At 43.7% G+C, this 19,791-nt stretch carries 19 protein-coding genes; 11 read left to right on the top strand and 8 right to left on the bottom strand.

Translation table 11 applies throughout. The annotated features are described in order from the left end of the window. Window positions 1-50 precede the first annotated feature (50 nt). Together C1S73_RS03865 and C1S73_RS03855 are read left to right on the top strand one after the other, a co-directional pair. Entirely contained in the window at window positions 51-719 is a 669-nt protein-coding gene (locus C1S73_RS03865; protein ID WP_038873560.1) for a hypothetical protein, read from the top strand. A 327-nt stretch (window positions 720-1,046) separates the two neighbouring features. Beyond that, entirely contained in the window at window positions 1,047-2,537 is a 1,491-nt protein-coding gene (locus tag C1S73_RS03855; protein ID WP_042601813.1) for a SulP family inorganic anion transporter, read from the top strand. An 81-nt stretch (window positions 2,538-2,618) separates the two neighbouring features. On the opposite strand, the gene C1S73_RS03850 is transcribed toward C1S73_RS03855, so the two are convergent. Beyond that, a complete protein-coding gene (locus C1S73_RS03850) occupies window positions 2,619-3,065 on the bottom strand; it encodes an META domain-containing protein (protein WP_038868744.1) in 447 nt (148 codons plus the stop codon). 220 nt (window positions 3,066-3,285) lie between these two features. Between C1S73_RS03850 and C1S73_RS03845 the strand changes: the two genes are divergently transcribed. Next, a complete protein-coding gene (locus C1S73_RS03845; RefSeq protein WP_080774337.1) occupies window positions 3,286-3,534 on the top strand; it encodes a DUF1289 domain-containing protein in 249 nt (82 codons plus the stop codon). Window positions 3,535-3,635: 101 nt separating this feature from the next. Here the strand turns inward: C1S73_RS03845 and C1S73_RS03840 are convergent, their stop codons facing one another. Both C1S73_RS03840 and ushA read right to left on the bottom strand, forming a co-directional pair. Further along, the gene (locus C1S73_RS03840) at window positions 3,636-3,857 is read right to left on the bottom strand and encodes a hypothetical protein (RefSeq protein ID WP_038868743.1); all 222 of its coding nucleotides are present in this window, start codon (window positions 3,855-3,857) and stop codon (window positions 3,636-3,638) included. A 440-nt stretch (window positions 3,858-4,297) separates the two neighbouring features. Continuing rightward, window positions 4,298-6,001, bottom strand: a complete 1,704-nt coding sequence (ushA, locus tag C1S73_RS03835) for a bifunctional UDP-sugar hydrolase/5'-nucleotidase UshA (RefSeq protein ID WP_038868741.1) — start codon at window positions 5,999-6,001, stop codon at window positions 4,298-4,300. Window positions 6,002-6,350: 349 nt separating this feature from the next. On the opposite strand from ushA, the gene C1S73_RS03830 reads away from it, so the two are divergent. Both C1S73_RS03830 and C1S73_RS03825 read left to right on the top strand, forming a co-directional pair. Further along, complete coding sequence (locus tag C1S73_RS03830) at window positions 6,351-7,058, top strand: GNAT family N-acetyltransferase (protein ID WP_038868739.1); 708 nt, start codon at window positions 6,351-6,353, stop codon at window positions 7,056-7,058. A gap of 12 nt (window positions 7,059-7,070) precedes the next feature. Then, the gene (locus C1S73_RS03825; protein ID WP_038868738.1) at window positions 7,071-7,586 is read left to right on the top strand and encodes a GNAT family N-acetyltransferase; all 516 of its coding nucleotides are present in this window, start codon (window positions 7,071-7,073) and stop codon (window positions 7,584-7,586) included. Between the two features lie 204 nt (window positions 7,587-7,790). On the opposite strand, the gene rplY is transcribed toward C1S73_RS03825, so the two are convergent. Further along, on the bottom strand, window positions 7,791-8,069 hold the full coding sequence (rplY, locus tag C1S73_RS03820; RefSeq protein ID WP_038868737.1) for a 50S ribosomal protein L25: 279 nt from the start codon (window positions 8,067-8,069) through the stop codon (window positions 7,791-7,793). A 420-nt stretch (window positions 8,070-8,489) separates the two neighbouring features. On the opposite strand from rplY, the gene C1S73_RS03815 reads away from it, so the two are divergent. Then, window positions 8,490-9,224, top strand: coding sequence for a glycosyltransferase family 2 protein (locus C1S73_RS03815; RefSeq protein ID WP_038868736.1), 735 nt, complete (start codon window positions 8,490-8,492; stop codon window positions 9,222-9,224). A 14-nt stretch (window positions 9,225-9,238) separates the two neighbouring features. Next, window positions 9,239-10,600 (top strand): LssY C-terminal domain-containing protein, encoded by a 1,362-nt coding sequence (locus C1S73_RS03810; protein WP_038868734.1) that lies wholly within the window; start codon window positions 9,239-9,241, stop codon window positions 10,598-10,600. Here the strand turns inward: C1S73_RS03810 and C1S73_RS03805 are convergent. From C1S73_RS03805 to C1S73_RS03795, 3 genes are read right to left on the bottom strand one after another with little or no spacing between them, the layout of a single operon-like run. After that, entirely contained in the window at window positions 10,597-11,946 is a 1,350-nt protein-coding gene (locus C1S73_RS03805) for an ATP-binding protein (RefSeq protein WP_038868733.1), read from the bottom strand. The two genes, C1S73_RS03810 and C1S73_RS03805, sit on opposite strands and share 4 nt — an antisense overlap. Beyond that, the gene (locus C1S73_RS03800; RefSeq protein WP_038868732.1) at window positions 11,936-12,595 is read right to left on the bottom strand and encodes a response regulator transcription factor; all 660 of its coding nucleotides are present in this window, start codon (window positions 12,593-12,595) and stop codon (window positions 11,936-11,938) included. Before C1S73_RS03800 ends, C1S73_RS03805 begins: the two co-directional genes overlap by 11 nt. Before the next feature lie 28 nt (window positions 12,596-12,623). Further along, window positions 12,624-13,052 carry a PepSY domain-containing protein gene (locus tag C1S73_RS03795; protein ID WP_038868731.1) on the bottom strand — a complete coding sequence of 143 codons (429 nt, stop codon included), beginning with the start codon at window positions 13,050-13,052 and terminating at the stop codon, window positions 12,624-12,626. 338 nt (window positions 13,053-13,390) lie between these two features. On the opposite strand from C1S73_RS03795, the gene C1S73_RS03790 reads away from it, so the two are divergent. Beyond that, window positions 13,391-14,728, top strand: coding sequence for a GGDEF domain-containing protein (locus C1S73_RS03790; protein ID WP_038868730.1), 1,338 nt, complete (start codon window positions 13,391-13,393; stop codon window positions 14,726-14,728). Window positions 14,729-14,790: 62 nt separating this feature from the next. On the opposite strand, the gene radD is transcribed toward C1S73_RS03790, so the two are convergent. After that, window positions 14,791-16,545 carry a DNA repair helicase RadD gene (radD, locus tag C1S73_RS03785; protein WP_038868728.1) on the bottom strand — a complete coding sequence of 585 codons (1,755 nt, stop codon included), beginning with the start codon at window positions 16,543-16,545 and terminating at the stop codon, window positions 14,791-14,793. Between the two features lie 154 nt (window positions 16,546-16,699). On the opposite strand from radD, the gene rsuA reads away from it, so the two are divergent. The 3 genes from rsuA (at window position 16,700) to C1S73_RS03770 (ending at window position 19,778) form a co-directional block, all read left to right on the top strand. Continuing rightward, window positions 16,700-17,401 (top strand): 16S rRNA pseudouridine(516) synthase RsuA, encoded by a 702-nt coding sequence (gene rsuA / locus C1S73_RS03780; RefSeq protein WP_038868727.1) that lies wholly within the window; start codon window positions 16,700-16,702, stop codon window positions 17,399-17,401. Window positions 17,402-17,913: 512 nt separating this feature from the next. Next, window positions 17,914-19,116, top strand: a complete 1,203-nt coding sequence (locus C1S73_RS03775; RefSeq protein ID WP_038868726.1) for a Bcr/CflA family multidrug efflux MFS transporter — start codon at window positions 17,914-17,916, stop codon at window positions 19,114-19,116. Further along, window positions 19,116-19,778, top strand: a complete 663-nt coding sequence (locus C1S73_RS03770; protein WP_038868724.1) for a DUF2913 family protein — start codon at window positions 19,116-19,118, stop codon at window positions 19,776-19,778. The genes C1S73_RS03775 and C1S73_RS03770 overlap by 1 nt, the downstream gene beginning before the upstream one ends. Window positions 19,779-19,791 lie beyond the last annotated feature (13 nt).

The raw sequence follows: 19,791 nt of genomic DNA, 5'->3' as shown, positions 1-19,791 counted from the left end.
AGATAACATCAGTAACCAGAATAAACCTTACTCTTAATTAGAATCCAACTATGTTTGTCGATACCGTTAAAAGCGCTTTTTCATCATTGAGTGCAAATAAACAGGCTATTGCGAAAGCAACGGCGTTACCCATTCTCCTTTCTCTTATGCTGGATCTTGTTTTGAACTCAGCGCAAGGGGATGTCGCTCCTATTCTTGTTCAGATCTTGATGGCTCTTTTATCTGCAATCGTTGCAATCAACGTTCACAGCATCATTTTGAAAGGTCCTCAGTCTGTGCCTCAGTGGGGACGTTTCACGTTTGGAAAAATCGAAATGTGGTTTATCGGCCACTACTTAGCCATGACGGTGGCGGTGGTCGCAGTGGCTGCGATTTTCGCGATGATTAATCTTGTCCTTGCAGCTATCGCATTATTAGCGTTAAGCGTGGTGTGTTGTCGATTAGTCTTGGTTTTTCCAGCCATCGCGATTGGTAAAGGTGTTTCTTTCCCTTACGCTTGGAACCTTACCAAAGGCCATACTTGGTACATGATGAGCGTTGTGATTATAGTGCCGCTTCTGTTTGGTTTGGCTATGTCACCACTTGCGTTTTTACAGCTTTCTTTCTTAATGAGTCTGTTGAGTTTCTTGGTGACGATTATCGGTATTGCGATTCTTTCCAAAGCTTATGAGCAATTAAGTGGCTTTGATGGAGAAAGGTACTCTCAGCAGTCATTCTAAAAACGGTTGTTACGATAATCCCTTATCCTATAAGGCATAGAGATGATAAGAACGCTTCCTTTGTGAGGCGTTTTTTTGTGGCTCTTTGTAGGACTGTTGACTTTGTTTTGTAAGAATTTATTACAATTTAGATTTTTATAGTGATATAAAGCACACTTCTTTTGGGGGCACTCTCGTTGTTTGTCCTCATTTTTTGGTCCATCAATAGGAAAAGGAAGGTGCTTTTTGCTCATTAGTCCGCCTTAGAACGATCTCTCAGATGCGTTTGCATCACTCCCTTCACCGTGCGCAATGCACCAACTAAGGCAATACGTTTATGAGAGATTTATGTTTAAATTTACAAAAGATACTTGGTTCAACAATGTTAAAGGAGATTGTTTATCAGGAGTTGTTGTAGCGCTGGCACTGATACCAGAAGCTATCGCATTCTCTATTATCGCGGGACTTGACCCTAAAGTTGGTCTATACGCCTCGTTTTCAATATGCGTCGTTATTGCGTTCACAGGTTCAAGGTCCGGAATGATTTCCGCGGCGACAGGAGCGATGGCGCTATTAATGACCACCTTAGTCAAAGATCATGGTTTGCAGTATCTGTTAGCGGCTTCTTTTTTCGCTGGTGTGCTTCAATTATTGATTGGGTATTTGAGACTAGGGGACCTAATGCGTTTTGTATCCAAGTCGATTATGACGGGATTCGTTAACGCTTTGGCTATCTTGATCTTTATGGCTCAACTGCCTGAACTGACGAATGTTTCTTGGCCTGTTTACGCACTGACAGGATTAGGGTTGGCCATCATCTACATGTTTCCTTATGTTCCGAAAATAGGAAAAATGCTACCTTCACCTTTAGTGTGTATCGTCGCAGTGACTGTGATTGCCCTAATGTTCAATATTGATATTCGGACAGTAGGCGATATGGGAGAGTTACCTGATTCACTCCCTGTTTTTATGATCCCAGATATTCCTTTTAACCTTGAAACACTCCAAATCATTTTCCCTTATTCACTAGCACTCTCTGTTGTTGGTGTGCTGGAGTCATTGATGACAGCTTCCATCGTGGATGAGCTGACAGACACGGAAAGTGAAAATAATGATGAGTGTAAAGGACAAGGGATTGCGAATATGGTCTCGTCGTTGTTTGGTGGTATGGCGGGTTGCGCTATGATCGGCCAATCAATGATCAATATTCAGTCTGGTGGACGTACGCGGTTGTCTACGTTATGCGCTGGTGTGTTTCTACTTATCATGGTGGTGTTTTTGGGTGACTACCTTAAACAGATCCCGATGGCCGCGTTGGTAGCGGTGATGATCATGGTTTCTATCAGCACATTTTCATGGAATTCGATTGCCGAAATGCGTAAGCACAGTCTGTCCACAAACCTTGTGATGGTTTCAACCGTGATTGCGGTTGTTGCAACGCATAACTTAGCAATAGGTGTGTTAGTCGGAGTGCTATTGGCGTGTGTGTTTTATGTGAACCAGAGTCGAACCCTAATGAAAGTGTCGGATGAGGTGATCATAGATAACGACCACACCATTCATAAAGTGCATGGGCAAATCTTCTTTGCTTCTGCGTATAGCTTTACGGATATGTTTGACTTCGGTAATGCCACTAAGTACATCACGATTGATTTATCGGATGCGCATTTCTGGGATATCACGGCAATATCTGCGCTTGATAAAGCCATCATGAAGTTCCGAAAAGGAGGGGCGATTGTCGCGGTGAGAGGCATGAACGAAGCCACATTGGATATGATTGACCGTCATGCGGTGTATGACGATCCTGAAAAGCTTGCGAAGCAATCTGTCGGACATTAGAAACAAAAAAAGCAGCCAATGGCTGCTTTTTTAGAGACTCATCATTTCAGCGACGTATTGTCTTAGAAACTGAATATGGGATTAGTTTACCCAGTCACGCAGTGTGAACGTTAGTTCGTGATCTGCGTTCTTAAGTACTAGACCTTGGTCAGTCAGAGTAACGTCGCTCCAATCAGAAAGCGTTTCAGACATTACTTTTTCAATCTTCATTTGATCGCCTACGCACATCATCATGGTCATACCCATTTTCTCAATGCGCAGTTGGTTGTCTTTCAGTTCTGCTTGACCGAAGAAGTTGTTACAACCTGCGTTGCCGTTCGCTGTTAGGTTTTCACCAATTTCTAAGCGAGGGGCTTTCTTTTGTTCTTCCGATGCAATGTTTTTGCCATCGATTTGAACCAGCTCCCAGTTATGGTGCTGTAGATCTTGAGCCGTAATTTCTTTCACATTATCACCGTTGCTAGCGCATGCAGTCATCAGAACTGGAAGTGAGATTGCTGCTACTAACGTTTTTAGGCTAAGCTTCATTTTATTGACTCCGTTTTTAGAAAACGTGGTAAGTATAGGTAATAAAACACTGTTTTTGTCAGCATACGGTTATGGTTTCGTATGTTTTTAAACACAGCGTATTTTATAACAGAGATCCCATTATCGGTATTGATATTCACCGAAAACTTAGAAATTTCTTACAGTTATTCGACTATTAACGTATTGGATTTAAACAAGCTAACGATAGAACGGTTTGAGCATGGAGCAACTGGAGTTTTTTACCGTCCCAAGTCCTTGCGTTGGAATTTGCACTTCCGACGAAAAAGGGTATTGCAAGGGATGCATGCGTAAGAGAGAAGAGCGGTTTAATTGGCTAAGCTTTACCCCTGCACAACAGTTACACGTGATCAAGCTATGTCGTCAACGCTATAGAAGAAAGGTATTGGCAGGGAAGGCAAAAGCAGAATCGCCACAGGATGGATCATCACCGCAGCAAGACTTGTTTTAGTTGATAGTGGGATTCAACTATTCCCGGCCCAGTCTGAGATACTTATCCATAAGAGCCGGGAAGCTCCTATCCATTTTCCACCTCTGAAAAAGTGGTTGGCGTTATTTCATTGACCATTGGTCACTGACCCAGCCTCCTGCTTGTTCGTCAAAGTGGCTTCCGGCAAAGCGGTGGTTTTGCTCCACCTCTAATCGACTGGTTGGCAGTTCATCCATTAGTTGATGAATATAGTTTGCCATGGGATCAGTACATGCTTCACGTTCTCTGCGAGTTACCACTTCTTTAATCAGTTGCAGTCTGTAGCTGTTGCTGGCTCGTTTCATTTTTGACCTCCAGAACTCGATGGCAGCAGTTTGAACACATTGACGTCCAGATCGCTGCTCATTGGCGTGCACGTGGAGACACAACGCCGTCGTTTGAAGTCCTAAAGACAAATTGTTTGAGAGCAGTGTTTGTAACGCCATTCAAATCTTTCTCAGAATCATTAGCTGCGCGAATAAAAATGAATCGCGAAAGTTAGTCAATGAATCTGCTTATTTGAAAGACCTTATCAAACATAGAAGCCCCGCACATGGGCGTCAATAACACAAATGAACATTTTTTGAACGATTTATGAAGGGGCTGCTTTTTCAGGGATTTAGCACCAATAAAAAACCGGAGCCACTTGGGCTCCGGTTGGTCTTAGAGTCAGTCTGACACGCTTTTGTTTCGATTGTTATGCAACCGAATAGCTGTCAACATCTAAGTGTAGACACTTAGTAGCTTAGCTACCTGAAGCAGGACAACCTTTCACAGCTTGACCGTTGCTGAAGTACTCGATATTGCCTAGATTCTTGTCAAAGTCTGCCGCAGAGATCTGAGGGTTTTTAACGAAGAACTCACGCAGTACAGAAGCATCTGTCATTTGAGTTGATTCAACATCGATCACTGGGTAATCATCACCGCCAGCCGCGCTGAAGCTGATCACTGAGAACGTGTAAGTGTCCGCTAGGTTGAAGCCCTTACCGTTGATGTCTGTGATAGTGACATCGCTTGCGTCACAATCAACAGATAGCGTGATGTTGTCTAGTTGAGCGTAAGCACCAGAGCCCGCAGATTTCGTAGCAACTACGTCTAGATAATCTTTAACTTCTTGGCCGGTCATCGTTGCTTTGGTTACGAAGTTACCGAAAGGTTGTACGGTTAGTACATCGCGGTAAGCGATATCGCCTTTCTGGATTGAGTCACGCACACCACCTGAGTTCATTACACCAAAGTCAGCGTTAACTAGCTCATAAGTGCGGTATGCCTCACCCAATAGGTGGCCAAGGTTAGTTTGCTCTGAACGAACTACGCCACGGTCGCCTTCAAGTTTGCCGTCAGTTTCTGAAACTTTAACATCCAACAAGTCTTGACCTTGTTGTTGGTAAGGAAGAAGGATCGACTTCACTGTTGCATCGTGCTTGATGTACTCACCGATCACTTCATCGTTGTCATCAAGAAGGTTTACAGGGATTAGTGCGTATTTAGCTAGGTGCAGTTTACCGTCGTAAAATTCGAAGTCTGCACGACCTACGTATTTACCCCACTCATGCGCTTGCATGATGTAAGTACCGTTTTGTTGGTCTGGAGCACAGTCATCACCTGGTTTGAAGTCAGCGTAGTTGTTTGTGCCAGGTTCCATACATACTGGGTTTTGAGAGTGACCACCAATGATTGCGTCCAGCTCACCTTCTTCAAGAGAACGTGCAAGTAGAACATCGCCAGGTGCTTCGCTGCCGTGTTGACCATCTTGGTAGTGGCCCATGTGTGTTGTAGCGAACACTAGGTCAACTTTCTCGTTTGCTTCGATTTCTGCAAGTACTTTTTGGATTTCAACTTGTGGATCTTCGAAGTAGATATCCGCAACATTGTCTGGGTTTACCAGTTTTGCAGTGTCTTTCGTTGTAAGACCGATAACCGCCACTTTAAGACCGTTAACCGTGAATACTTTGTAAGGGTCGAAGTAACGTTCATCAGTTACTTTGCCGTCTGCATCTTTCTTGTAGATGTTTGCAGCTAGCATCGGGAAGTCAGCAAGCTCTGCCTGCATGTCTAATACGTCTAGAGAGTTATCAAATTCGTGGTTACCGACAGCCATTGCATCGTAACCAATAAGGTTCATACCTACGAAGTCTGGCACGGCATCTTGCATGTCTGACTCTGGTACACCTGTGTTGATGTCACCGCCAGACAGCAGAATTGACTCACCACCGTTTTCAGCAACTTCTGCACGAATAGATTCGATAAGTGTTTTACGTGCTGCCATACCGTACTCGCCGTCGCTGTTGTGCCAAAAGCGACCGTGGTTATCGTTGGTATGAAGAACAGTAAATTTAGTACAAGAGTCTGCGGTCTCACAGGTAACTGGAGAGTTGTCGCTGTCTGAGCCACATCCAGCTAGCGCAGCACCGACAGAAAGTACCAAGAGGGATTTATAAAACTTCATAAGGGATCCTTTCTTTGTGATTTTGATTTTATTACGGCGTGAAATATACGGAATTAGTGTGAAACTTTAGTGATCTATATCTTATTTATAGTTTTGTTGAATAAAGGAAATAACAAGCCTGCAATGGATGTCGACAAATAAACAGAAATCGTATTTAGAAAGGTTTTTGCGAAGTGGTTTATTAAAATTGTGAGCAGCTCAATTGAATGTGTTTTCTTAGTGTGAATCAATACGCATTTTGGCGAGATATGAACCAAGGATTGATTATTATTTTACCAGATTCATGTTTTTATAATGTATGCGAAACATATAGTTAAGATTTTTCTGTACAGCATGTTGAGAGGTAGGGATGCTCAAAAAATCAGCCGCGCTCACAGCGGAAATCGATTGCTCTTGGCAGAAGCAGTTCACAGCCATCGATAAAATGTACAACGGTTACTCTTACGACCCTGAATATTGGAAAAAGTTCTCCGATCAGGCTGCGGTTTTTTTATACCAATCCGATGCAACGACGTTTATATCCTGTCCCAAAGGGCTATGGAATAAAATAAGACATTTTCAACCAAGTGAGATCGAACGGAAATTAAATAATAAGCAATTCTTCTGTGATTATGACGATGTCGACTACTATTTATTTAATGACGATAACGTCAACAATGATGACGAAATAATTCCGCTTACTATCGAATCCGATCTTTCATTACTTGAATTCTTTTTAAGCCAGAATAGTAGTGAGGATATAGAAAAGGCGGACTTTGAGCTGGATAGTCATTTCTTTTATGGCATCTTCGACAATGAAAAGCTCGTTGCGGTACTGGCGTCATATTGTTATCCGGGAAAGGAACCGTTTGAATCTTTGTCCATATTGGTTTCTCCATATGCGAGAGGGAAAGGGTATGGGAAGCGGCTGCTTGCTCACTTAGTCCGTGAGGTGAAGGCAAGACAGCGTAAAGTTAGGTATCGAGTAAACATTGAAAATACACCTTCAATAAAGTTGTGCCAATCACTGGGATTTGAAGCATACAGTCGTCAGAGAGTGTTTACTCAAGAGTTATAAGAAAGGCGCGCAATGGGATATACAGTAAGAAACGCACTAAGGGACGAAGCTAGGCTTATCGCCAAGATTCATGTCGATTCATGGCAAGTCGCCTATAAAGGATTGATGCCTGAAAGTTATATTTGTCAGTTTACTCTTGAGCGCAGAGAAAAGATGTGGACACGAGTGATGACAGAACAATTGGCAAATTTGATTGTGGTAGAGAAGGGTAAAGAGATAGTTGGTTTTCTCAGCTACGAGCTACCGAATCATTCTAGTGAGGATAAGACAGCAGTTGTCACTTGTTGTTATGTTTCGCCTCTTTACTACGGGCAAGGAGCGGGTAGCGCATTGATTGATGAGCTAGAAACGCGTTTGTTGTCCACACCGGTGATGCAAATCAGCCTTAAAGCGTTGGATACGAATCAACAGGGGCTGAACTTCTATAAAAAATGTGGCTTTGTGCGGTCAGGAGAGGAGGAGGCAGAGGTCATTGAGGGCATGGTGTTGAATGACCTCACTTTGGTGAAGTACATCGCACGAACATAGTTGGTTCGAATCCATGGCGCTCCCATGTTTGGGGCTCTCTTGTGTTTGGAGTTTGCGTGGGAATTTTCATCGGCCATATATAGTAAAACCCCGGAGATGGTAAGGCTCCGGGGTTTTGAATTTTTTAGATATCTCGGTTGGTAAGTCCGATAATCTTTTTATGCAAAAGGTTTGGATTTTATCCGTTAATTCCTTGGTAGGGAATTAGATACGGATGAAGTCCATGTGCTCAACTTTTGGCTTGAACGCGTGACGTTGAACGTCTTGTGGCTTAACTTTAACTTCAGCGCCGTCGATCACTAGAACGATACCTTCGTAGAACTCAGGCTTGTCCATTTGGTTAACGATCTCGTCGTGGTTAAGAACGATAGCAACTGCTGCTGCTTCACCGCCGTATACAACTGCAGGGAATTTGCCAGCGTGACGTAGGCGGCGGCTCGCACCTTTACCTAGTTCAGTACGTACTACTGCTTCGAATTTCATAGTATTTACTCTCAAATTAGTAAAAATTAAACTTCACGAACCACAATGCGACCTTGAGTTCGTGGTAAAGCTTGAAACAGGAACTGTTCAAGCGAGCGCGGATACTATCATCCTGCTCTGGGTTCAGCAACCATAAATGCACCCAAATCAATAAAAAGACAGCAATCTTTGGATAGTAAGAGTGCAAGTTTTATCGCTTAGATAAAAGTTTGTTCACTTTGAGGCGATTTTAACCTATTTACCTTCCTTTACTTGTATTTTTCCTCCCTTTCTCGACAGGCGTCATTTTTGTGAATGGATAATCATCGACATCTGTTATTAACGAAATGAACGCAAAATGAATGCTGACCTCAGTAACCGTTAAGCCACTCGGTTCTATTCTTGGCCCAACACCTAACGAGAGCATCAATGGAGTGCATTATGAACCCAGTCAGTATCGTGATTATTACCCTAAATGAAGAAAAACGTATTGGTCGACTACTCGAAGATTTAACTAAACAAACACATCAGAAATTTGAAGTGGTTGTGGTGGACTCGAACAGCGAAGATTCGACTCGTGAAGTTGCACAAGCTTACGAAAGCTCATTACCAGAACTTACCGTTCATCAAATGGAGACTCGTGGTGTCAGCTTAGGACGTAACACGGGGGCAGAGTTGGCGAAATACGAACGCATTCTTTTCTTGGATGCAGACGTACGTTTGCCAAGCGACTTTCTAAGTCGTGCAATGAGCAAGTTAGAAGATGCGAAGTTAGAAGTGGCCGGTGTGTACATGGGGGCAAAGGAATTACCAATGGCGCACAAACTTGGCTATGGCTTGTTTAATACAGGCTTGTTCATTACCCAGTACACATTCCCAACGGCTGTTGGCGCGTGTATTTTCTCGACCAAGCGTGCGCATAAAGAGCTTAACGGTTTTGATGAATCCATCACGCTTTGCGAAGATTGTGATTACGTGAAACGCGCTTCAAAAACATGGCGATTCCGCTTTTTACCAATGACATTCGAATTCGATCCGCGTCGTTTGGAGCAAGATGGTTTCTTTAAAATGGGCATGACCTATTTCAAAGCGAATGTACGTCGATTCTTCTTTGGGGAAATGCGTAACAACGAAATGGAATACAAATTCGGTCACTATAAAGATCAACACTCATAATCGTTGGAGGCTGTATGCTGGAAGCGATCAGTCTGTTCTTCGGGGCATTTCTGGATGCGACGATTGGACCAAATCTCTTTGTTCCCGGTGAGCCGTTTTTGCTCGCCGCGGGCTATCAATTACACCAAGGCATCATCTGGGGCGTAATAGCCGTCCTCATGGGTGGTTGGCTTGGTGATCAACTCAGTTACTTTATTGGTAAACGTTCGGGCTCTAAAGCCCAGAGAAAGCTGATTCGTTGGCAAGCTAAGACGAAGCGCCCAATTGCCCGTTGTCGCTTGCTGATGAAAAAGCGTGGTAACGCCATTTTGATCTTTGCACGCCTACTAGGCCCAGTCGCTTGGGTCGTGCCATTTATGGCGGGTTCAGTGAACGTGAGTTGGAAGCGCTTTACCATCTGTTCATCAATAGGTTTGATACTCGGTGTTGGGCAATTTGTTGTTGCTGGATATTTGCTTGCTGCAGGTCTGCAAACTTGGTTGCCATTGGATTCCTTAAAGTTAATCTTAATTGAACATAAACTTCTTATTGCTTCGGTATTGGTGGCTGTGACATTTACCGTTGTTGCGTGGAAAAAGAACTGGTCACGCAAGTGGACCAAATCGCTGACGGCATTAGTGTTGTGTTTGGTTGCTGCAAACTATGGTCATTTTTTCTATCTTGCTGACGATAATGTTCAGCAAGTCGAGTCCACTGAGATTCAACCAATCGCGTTTAACGATCTCGGTTTTAAAGTGTACCCAGGACGTTCCAATGTGTTTGACGCTCAGGCTGTAAATTTGGTCTACGTCGGTGAATCACCGAGAACACTAATGCAAGAGTTGGGTTGGTTAGAAAATCAAACATTCTCAAGAAACGACATTGAGTTGTCTGATTATGTGAGTTTGTTGAAGCAAAAGCTGCCACCTGTGTCGGATTTGTTTTGGAATGGCAAACCACAAGCGATGGCGTTTCAAGAACCCGGAAGCTTACTTAAACGCTCTCATATACGCTGGTGGCAAGCAGGGCACGAGGCAAGCTCAAATCAATCGGTTTGGGTTGGGGCGATAAGTTACGATGATGGACTCAAATTAGCGCATTATTCCGGTATTGTGACTGTGTTGCATCGGATTGATCCCAATGTAGATAGTGAAAGAGACCGTTTGGCAAATCAAATCGAAATGAGTCATTTAGCCTTAGCAGGGGAATTGTATTCGTTGGCGCAACCTGTCGCGATGGACAATCAACATGACTATTACTCTGATGGGAATGTCTTGTTGATTAGCGAGCCTTCACTCGCTTTAAATGTGCCTAATCAGCAATCAGATACAAAAATGGCACCTAACGATGAAACATCGATAAGTGCCATTTCAGTGTTATCACCGGATGTGATTTAAACTCGACTCTTTTGCAAAATAAGGGTGGCTTTTAAACCGCCCATTTTGCTTTGTGAAAGCTCAAGCTGGCCACGATAACTGTGGGCCATCTCACTCACAATATTCAGGCCTAAACCTGAGCCAGGGGTGGTTTCATCCAATCGGTAACCACGTTTGATTACCTGGCATAACTGCTCGGCGGGGATTCCAGGTCCATCATCCTCAACGATGATGTGAATGTTGTCTTTGTCTTGCGTAGAATGGACACGAATAATGCTCGCTGCCCATTTGTAACCATTCTCTAGTAGATTACCCACCATTTCATCAAGATCCGTTTTCTCAACGGCAACGTTCAACTCAGAATCAAGTTCATTGATTAATGTGACTTCTCTTACGGCATACACTTTATCGAACGCCATAGAGATCGCATCAACGCGTTCTGATGGGTTAGATTTTACCGATAGGATGTTCATAGAGCCGGCCATACGAGCTCGGCCTAAGTGGTAATCAATATGTTGTTGAATCTGACTAATCGGCGCATTCAATCTCGTTTGAGTTTCAGGGGCTAAGTTCTGCACTTCGTTTTTTAACACGGAGAGTGGTGTTTTTAACGCGTGAGATAAGTTACCCGCGTGGTTACGCGCTCGTTCAAGTAGCTCTTGGTAGTGAAAGAGCAAGGCATTCAGATCGGAAATTAGAGGTGAAATTTCTTTTGGATATTCTTCTTCCAGCCCCTTCTTGTTGCCCGATTTGAGCTCGGCAAGCTCTCTTTGCAGCTTCGTTAGGGGGCTCAATGACCAAGCGATCTGAAGCAAGATAACTGCTAAGACGCCGGCGAATAGCAAGCCTAATATAATCCACAATTGACCGGTGAGAGATTGAATAGTGTGTTCAATTGGATCTTCATCAACACCAATGATGATATCGATAGGACCGTTATAGTCGGGCAGATAAAGGGTTTTCTTTATGGTTATGAGTTTTTCATCTCGTGCACCAAACGCGTTTTTATCAAGCCCCTTATAAGTGATTTTTTTATCCCAAAGTGAACGTGAGCGTTCGAGGCTGGTCTCTGTGGAGGCGCTCCAGTATAAACCACTGTAAGGGCGACTAAAGCGAGGGTCGGAAAGTTGAGTAGAAAGAGAGAGTTGTCCCTTACTGTCAACTTCAAGCTGAGCGGCTATTTCGTCCATAAAGACATTTAATTGTGAACGAGTGTCATCCACCATGTAATGATAAACTTGAGTTGGAATTGTCACGCCGGCAGCGAGGATCATTGCGGTGAGCCAAACCACCGCTGCAAGCACTAAGCGGCTTTTAATACTTAGCCGCTTGAGAACGTGCATTGGCAGTTTGTTTTTACTCGGCATTCAACTGATACCCCAAGCCACGTACTGTCTTAATGATCTTTGGTGCGATTTTCTTACGAATACGACCGATAAAAACTTCGATGGTGTTGGAGTCACGGTCAAAGTCTTGTTTGTAAATGTGTTCCACCAACTCAGTACGCGAAATGACCTTCTCTGGGTTATGCATGAAATACGCGACTACTTTGTATTCCAATGCAGTAAGGCTAACCGCTTGTCCTTGCCATAGAACTTTCGAAGAACGCGTATCTAGGCTCAAATCCCCAATCTTCATTACTGGGGAAGCATTACCAGATGCTCGACGTAATTGAGCTCGTAATCGAGCCGTTAACTCCATCATTTCAAATGGCTTTGTTAAGTAGTCATCCGCGCCTGCGTTTAAGCCTTCAACGCGTTGGGATAGGGTGTCACGTGCACTGAGTATGACAACAGGGGTGTTAATGTTCTCATCTCGAATCCCCTTAAGTACTGTTAAACCGTCCAGTTTTGGCAGGCCTAAATCAAGCACGATCACATCCCACTCTTCAGACGTCGCGCGATAAAGCGCATCAATGCCATCTTGGGATAACTCTGGTACCCAACCATTGTTTTCTAAAGTTTCGATAATTTGTTCGCCTAGGCGAGGTTCATCTTCGACAACAAGTATTTTCATGTTCTTTCTTCTTATTATGTTTGATGGATTATTGCGGTTTGAGCGCTTTATTGAAGTTACGACCTTTGATTTCTAGCATTTCAAGCGTAGCAGCATCGTATTCCACTTTGATCACGCTGTCATCGAATAGGATTTTTAGCTCGTAAACCCATTCATCGTCATCTTCTTCCAACTCTACTTTAATAATACGCCCATAAAGATCATTCTCCACCGCTTCATACATATCAGAGAAAGGGCGAATATAGCCTTTCTGCACAGCGCGATAGACTTCGTCTTGATCTTCATCGAATTCAATTCGGGTTCCCGGTTTTTCAACGTCACGAACAATGGCGTGTCCATCTTTGTCGTCATGATGGTCATTGTGATCGTGATGATTCGCAAAGCTTGGCGCAGACAACAAAAGTGGCACTAAACCTAACAGCATGGGTAGCTTGCGTGTAATGAAGGATTTAGACATAGCAAAGCCTTTTTGGGAGAGTTAGCAAAATTATATCCGCTTGTACATGAATGGAAAGTGAATGTGGATTTAGGTGCAAAATTTTCTGCGCTCGAACCGTTAAAAATATAAATTCCGTAATTTAAATAGCTTATAGAGAAAATTGACACTAATTAGGCAAAAGACGGGTTCGCGTTTTGCAACATGCCTATAAACAAAAACACAACAAATGTATATTTTTCGCGCGATATGCTGTTGATATAAATGTTACATATAATTGGTCTGGACAAATCATAGAGCACTTTAATTGGATAGCTCGGTGCAGTTCATAGTGTATGCATGGAGTTCTAGGATAAAGAATGCTTCTTTTTAAATTGTCGAAAAACTCATTAGTGATTTCGTTTTGCCTCTATATCGTCGTAGTTTCAGTGATGAGCGTATGGGCGATCAATCGCAGCGAAAAAGAGTTTGCCTCTATTGCGAACTATCTGGAACTTTATAAAAGTACCGCGATATTAACTGGGCTACGAATCGAGTCTGATTTGAAGAACCAATCCGATGTAAACTTTACCCAACAACAAATAGAGAGCTCGCAACGAGTTAAATCTCTTAACGATGCAGAATTAACCCCAAATGAACGCATCGCGTTTTCTGCTCTAGATGACTTGTTTCGCTACAATAGAGAACTAACAGAACGACCTAACGTTCATATCTACTATCGTTCTTATGAGGGAAAGAAACTTATCTTCTCGAAAGCGAATGATGATCTTGCTATCGACGCATCGATGTTTGATCCCATGCTATGTAGTCAAACTCGTTCCTGTACTTTGAATATGCACGACTCAGACTTAGCGGATCGCGTCATCTTCTCGGAAAACTTCAATAACACAGAAACCGGTGAAACCGCATTCAGCATCTCCAGTCCCGTTTATTTAAATGGTCAGATTTTGGGAGATGTCGTTGTTGAAGTTTATGTGAACTACCATTTTTTAGATGGTCAAAGCCTCACATCAGAAAAAGTAAATGGGCATTACTATGTCACGATAGGGCATGATAAGTACCCTTTTTATGACCTTACTGGAGGATTAGTGCTACCTCTCGATAATACGAGCGTGGTTATCTATCAGCTTCCGGTAGTAAAGGTGCTGATCGATAATCTATGGGTGTTGTTGGTAGCTTGGGGGTTGGTGCGCACCTACCATCGATTGTATTCCTCTAATATAAGGCATCAAAACCACTTAGCGCATGCAATAAAAAATGCCAGCAAAGATGAATTGACGTCTCTACATAACCGGAAGGTGTTTGAAGATGAAGAATTTGAGCAGGTAATAAAACAAGGCCACTACTCTGTGATTTTGATTGACGGTGATAAGTTTAAAGAGATCAATGACAACCATGGCCACAATGCTGGTGACATGGCATTGATTCATATTGCTCGAACGATGCAATCTACGTTCCGTCAGAGCGATTGGTTGATTCGTTTGGGCGGAGATGAGTTTGTAGCGGTGATTCCTTCTTGTTCCTTAGAGTCTGCGGAAAACTTAGCTTTACGACTCAAGGAGAATATCGTTGCCAAGCCTTTAGATCGTTATAATGTAGAAGTAAAAGTAACGACAGGTGTGGCCAAAGCAACAGGGAATGAATCCCTGATAGACGTTATCGAACTCGCTGACCGGGATATGTACCGCTCAAAATAACCGAGAGTTTTCAGTAATCATGTCGCGCCGTTGTATTCAATCTGGACGCGATAATGTGCCGATTACTGCTTTAATTCGTCTTCAAAAATCTTGTCTCGTAACTTCCAAAAACGACCAGACTTTCTCGCTATTACAAATTGAGGTAAGCGAAAGCGATGCTGATTCGCGACCACTTTGGTCGGGGAAGCCTCTTCAAATGGACGATGCTTGTCGGCTAAATGAGGGCGAACAAATTGATCTCTAAAGGTTTGCTTCTGCTTTTTGGTGTTTAAAGACCAAAACTCATGCACCAATGCATTCCCTTCACCTTGATAAGACTCTCCAGAGTATGTCACTTTCAGTTGCGACTTACCGTCACTGGACTTAAATACCGACAAATCCATTTCTGTACATTCGAAGATCAGCGCATCTTTCAGGTTTAATGCTTCTTTGAGTTTTTTGTCTGGATCGACAAGTGTGGCGTCGCACTCATGGCAAATACGAGCCGCAATGTCATTATCTGCACCACATTCGCCGCAGTATTTTGCTCTAAACCGATAACCACAATGCTCGCGTTCTCCGGTTTCGTCATCTTCAAAATAGCCTTGGCAGCGACGGCCAAAGTGCTCAAGCAAGAAACCATTGCTGTCTAACTTGCCCCAAAAGTTATTGTTGAATCCGCAAGCAGGGCAGGGAATAGTGATGATCTCGCTGGTGGAGTCTGGCTTTGGGTCGCCCACTTCTGGTTGGTATAAGTCATAGCTGTTACCGGCATAATCGAGCACTAAACATTCGGTTTTGCCTTCTGATAAACGCAGACCACGACCAACAATTTGCTGATACAAGCTGACTGATTCCGTGGGCCGTAGAATCGCGATCAAATCAACATGCGGTGCATCGAAGCCTGTGGTTAAAACGGAGACGTTAACTAGGTATTTAATCTCACGGTTTTTAAACGACTGAATGATCGCATCTCGCTCTGGAGTTGGTGTATCACCAATCACAATGGATGTTTCCCCTTCAGGTAATAAACCATGAATTTCTTGAGCGTGTCGTACCGTCGCAGCAAATACCATCACACCTTGACGTTCTTTGGCGTATTGAATGATCTGTTCAACGATTTGTGGCGTGGCGCGTTTGGCTTTGTCGATCACCATATCCATTTCGGCTTCTTTGTATCGTCCAGTACTGGCTGGCTTAAGCTGCGAGAAGTCGTAGGACAGTACTGGCGCATCCATCATACGTGCAGGTGTTAAGAAGTTTTCATCCAATAAATAACGAATCGGTAGTTCGAAGATACAATCACGGAAAAAACGAGGTTCTTCGGTACGAACTTGTCCGCGAGTGTGGTATTGGTAAATCCACCCCATCCCAAGACGATATGGCGTTGCGGTTAAGCCAAGGACCTTGATACCTGGATTGAGCTCTCTTAGGTGAGTGATGACTTTTTGGTAGCTGCTGTCTTTATCATCGGGTACGCGGTGGCATTCATCAATGACCAGCAAGGAAAATTGGTTTTTGAATGAATCTAAATTGCGTACGACTGATTGAACGGATGCGAATACCACCTGTTGATCGGTTTCTTTTCTGCCTAAACCCGCCGAAAAAACTGAGCCTTTTAAATCGTAGCCTTCATACTTGGCGTGGTTTTGTTCCACCAACTCTTTAACGTGTGCGAGCACTAATACGCGTCCCTTGGCGAGTCTCGCCAGTTCTGCAATAACCAAACTCTTACCGGCACCTGTTGGTAGTACAATGACCGCTGGTGTGGTGTGTTTGCGAAAATAATGAATCACCGCTTTTACAGAGTCGGCTTGGTAAGGGCGAAGGGTGTACATGAAAATCTGTGAAATTGCTCAACTATTCTAATTAGGATCGCTATAATACCCGACTTTTATACCCAAGTGACTTTTGAGTGCGGTTTTACTTACCGATTGTTAGCTTAAATGGGCTTGGGCAGAGGTCATTTGGGTATAATTCAATGAGGTATTCATGCGTTTAGATAAATATTTGTGTGATGCTCTGGGTGCGACTCGCAAGCAGGCAACAAAGATCATCAAAAGTGGCGAAGTAACCATCAATGGTGAAGTACAAAAAAGTGGTTCTTTTAAAGTACCAGAAGGTGGTGTCGTCCAGTGGGATGGTCGTGACGTTGGTAAACCTGGCCCACGTTACATCATGCTATACAAGCCTGCGGACTTTGTTTGTTCGCATGAAGACGGGCATAACCCGACCGCTTTCGTTCTGCTCGATGAGCCGAAAGTAGAGAACTTGCACTTTGCTGGTCGTTTGGATGTCGATACGACAGGATTAGTTTTGATCACTGACGATGGCCAATGGTCTCATCGTATTACTTCACCTAAACACAAGTGTGAGAAAACCTATCGTGTTTGGTTGGTGGATGCGATTGAGCCAGACTACGTGGAGAAGTTTGCCCAAGGGATAGAACTTCGCAATGAACGTGAACCGACATTACCAGCACACTTGGAAATCGTGAACGAAGCCGAAAACGAAGTGCTATTGACGATTGTCGAAGGCAAGTACCATCAAGTGAAGCGCATGTTTGCTGCTCTTGGCAATAAGGTTGAACACCTTCACCGTGAGCGTATCGGTTCTATCGTATTGGATGAAGCTCTAGAGCCCGGTGATTACCGTGTGTTAACCGAAGAAGAAGTCGAATCGGTATTAAAGTAATTCTTTCTGATTGGAAATAATCGCTGTTCTGGGAAATTGTTTAGTTCTCGATAGGAACTAGTGTTTTGGTAGGAAATCACTCAGAATGGGGTTTCCTACCAAATTTGTGTTAATGACTGAACCAGTCATGTATTCGCTGCTCGTAAACGCAGGCTGAACTGTATTTAATCTGAGAAAAACCTTTTCTCTTGTTGGTCCTTACTGACGATAAGTACAGACGGTGTTAACTTCACCGCCTCTTCGTTTTAGCTCGGTTATATTGTCGCTGCGCATAATCATCATGCAGGTTTAAGCGTCGAGTTAGTCAAGACCGCCTTGGTATACTTTCGTCAGTAATGCTCAAGTGACACTAAAAAGTGAAAAAGTACTTGAGCATCTGTATTTCTCAATAGTATGGATACTACGCACTGTTTTTTGTAACTCTGTTATGAAGCCAGTGTTCGAGAAGTGTCACTCATCTGTCTCAATCAATGTGGAATGTTGATGGGAGGACCACAACAAGAGGTAAATCAATGACAGAAAAAGCCCAAAGTGCTCCCCAGTCACAAATCAGTTTTTTATTGTTTCTTGTTCTCGGTGCAATCGGTGCATTAACCCCGCTTGCTATCGATATGTATCTGCCAGCTATGCCTACTATCGCGAAAGATCTAGGCGTGACAGCAGGGGCAGTGCAAATTACGTTAACGGCGTACACCGCAGGCTTTGCGTTAGGCCAGTTGCTTCATGGACCGCTAGCTGATAGCTATGGTCGCCGACCTGTACTCATTTTAGGTGTGTTCTTTTTTGGTTTGGCGGCGGTAGTTAGTGCAACTACAAATGGTATTGATGCTCTGACGTATGTACGTACTGCACAAGGTTTTGCAGGAGCAGCAGCTGCCGTGATCATCCAAGCTGTCGTTCGCGATATGTTTGACCGTGAAGACTTTGCACGTGCAATGTCGTTTGTGACCCTAGTTATCACTATTGCGCCGCTTGTTGCGCCTATGATCGGTGGTCACTTAGCGATTTGGTTCGGTTGGCGCTCTATCTTCTGGGTATTGGCTATCTTTGCTGTCGTAGTGATTTTGCTGGTGTTATGGATGATTCCGGAAACGCTAAAACCAGAAAACCGTCAGCCATTAAGATTCCGAACAACAATTCGCAACTATGCACGCTTGTGTTCAAATCCTGAAGCATTAGGTTTAATGCTTTCTGGGGCGTTCTCGTTCTCAGGTATGTTTGCATTCCTGACGGCGGGTTCATTTATCTATATAGATTTGTATGGTGTTCGACCGGACCAATTTGGTTATCTATTTGGTTTGAACATCGTGGCGATGATCATCATGACCAGCATCAACGGTCGTTTGGTGAAAAAAGTCGGCTCTCATACCATGCTTCGTTTTGGTTTAGCTGTGCAATTAACCGCGGGTATTGGTCTGTTTGTTGGTTGGATGTTCAACCTTGGTTTGTGGGGTATGGTGCCATTTGTCGTGCTGTTTATTGGTACCTTGTCTACGATTGGTAGTAACTCAATGGCGTTGTTGTTGAGTGGTTACCCAACCATGGCTGGTACAGCATCTTCACTTGCTGGCACCTTGCGTTTTGGTACTGGTTCACTTATTGGTGCGCTGGTTGCTGCAATGCCGAGCGGTGTTGCATGGCCGATGATCATCGTTATGTTTGCTTGTTCAGTGCTGTCTGCACTGTTTTATTGGACTTTAGGAAGAAAGGCGTAATGTCTAATTACACCAAAGAAATTCAACACTTGGTTAATTCTGCTCTGGAAGAACTGGATCAGGAACATCGTTCAGGTAAATTGGCGAATGCGCCAGTTGCTAACAATCATTACTTGGTTCGTTGGGTGACCAAAGCGCTAAAATCACAGCGTTTCGGTCGCACTGTTGGGGATGATTTAACGCGTTGGCAAAAAGCGGGTCGTTCAAAAGGGAACGATGCTGGCTTGCTGTTTATCTTCAAACGTATTTCTGCTTATTACGCACAATTCTTCCCAGAAGGCGAAGAACAGAAAGTGATCAAAGATTCAGACATTGAAGCGTTTTTGGATCTTATGGAGCAAGCTCAGTGGGAAGTGTCGACTTCTGAGCAACTGATTGGTTGTGGTAAAGTACAAATCTTCACTGAGGGTCAAAACTCTCTGGCGCTTTGTGCAGACCAATGTGAAAGCTGTTTTGATGGTGAAGTGCTTGCTAAACCGATGAGTTGGTTTGTTCGCGGTAACCACGCTGAATTTGTCGAGAAAGCAACGCAAGCTGGCTACATGGTCCATAAGGTGACCGATTACAAGTCAATGGTGAAATACCACGGTGAATACCTGATCTTCCCTGCGAATGAAGGTAATCAGCTGGCAGAGATCCCGTTGTCATTTAAAGCAGACTAGACCGTATCAAGCA

The organism is Vibrio jasicida 090810c (assembly GCF_002887615.1).
Classification (GTDB): domain Bacteria; phylum Pseudomonadota; class Gammaproteobacteria; order Enterobacterales; family Vibrionaceae; genus Vibrio; species Vibrio jasicida.
This window is presented reverse-complemented; position numbering and strand designations above follow the sequence as displayed.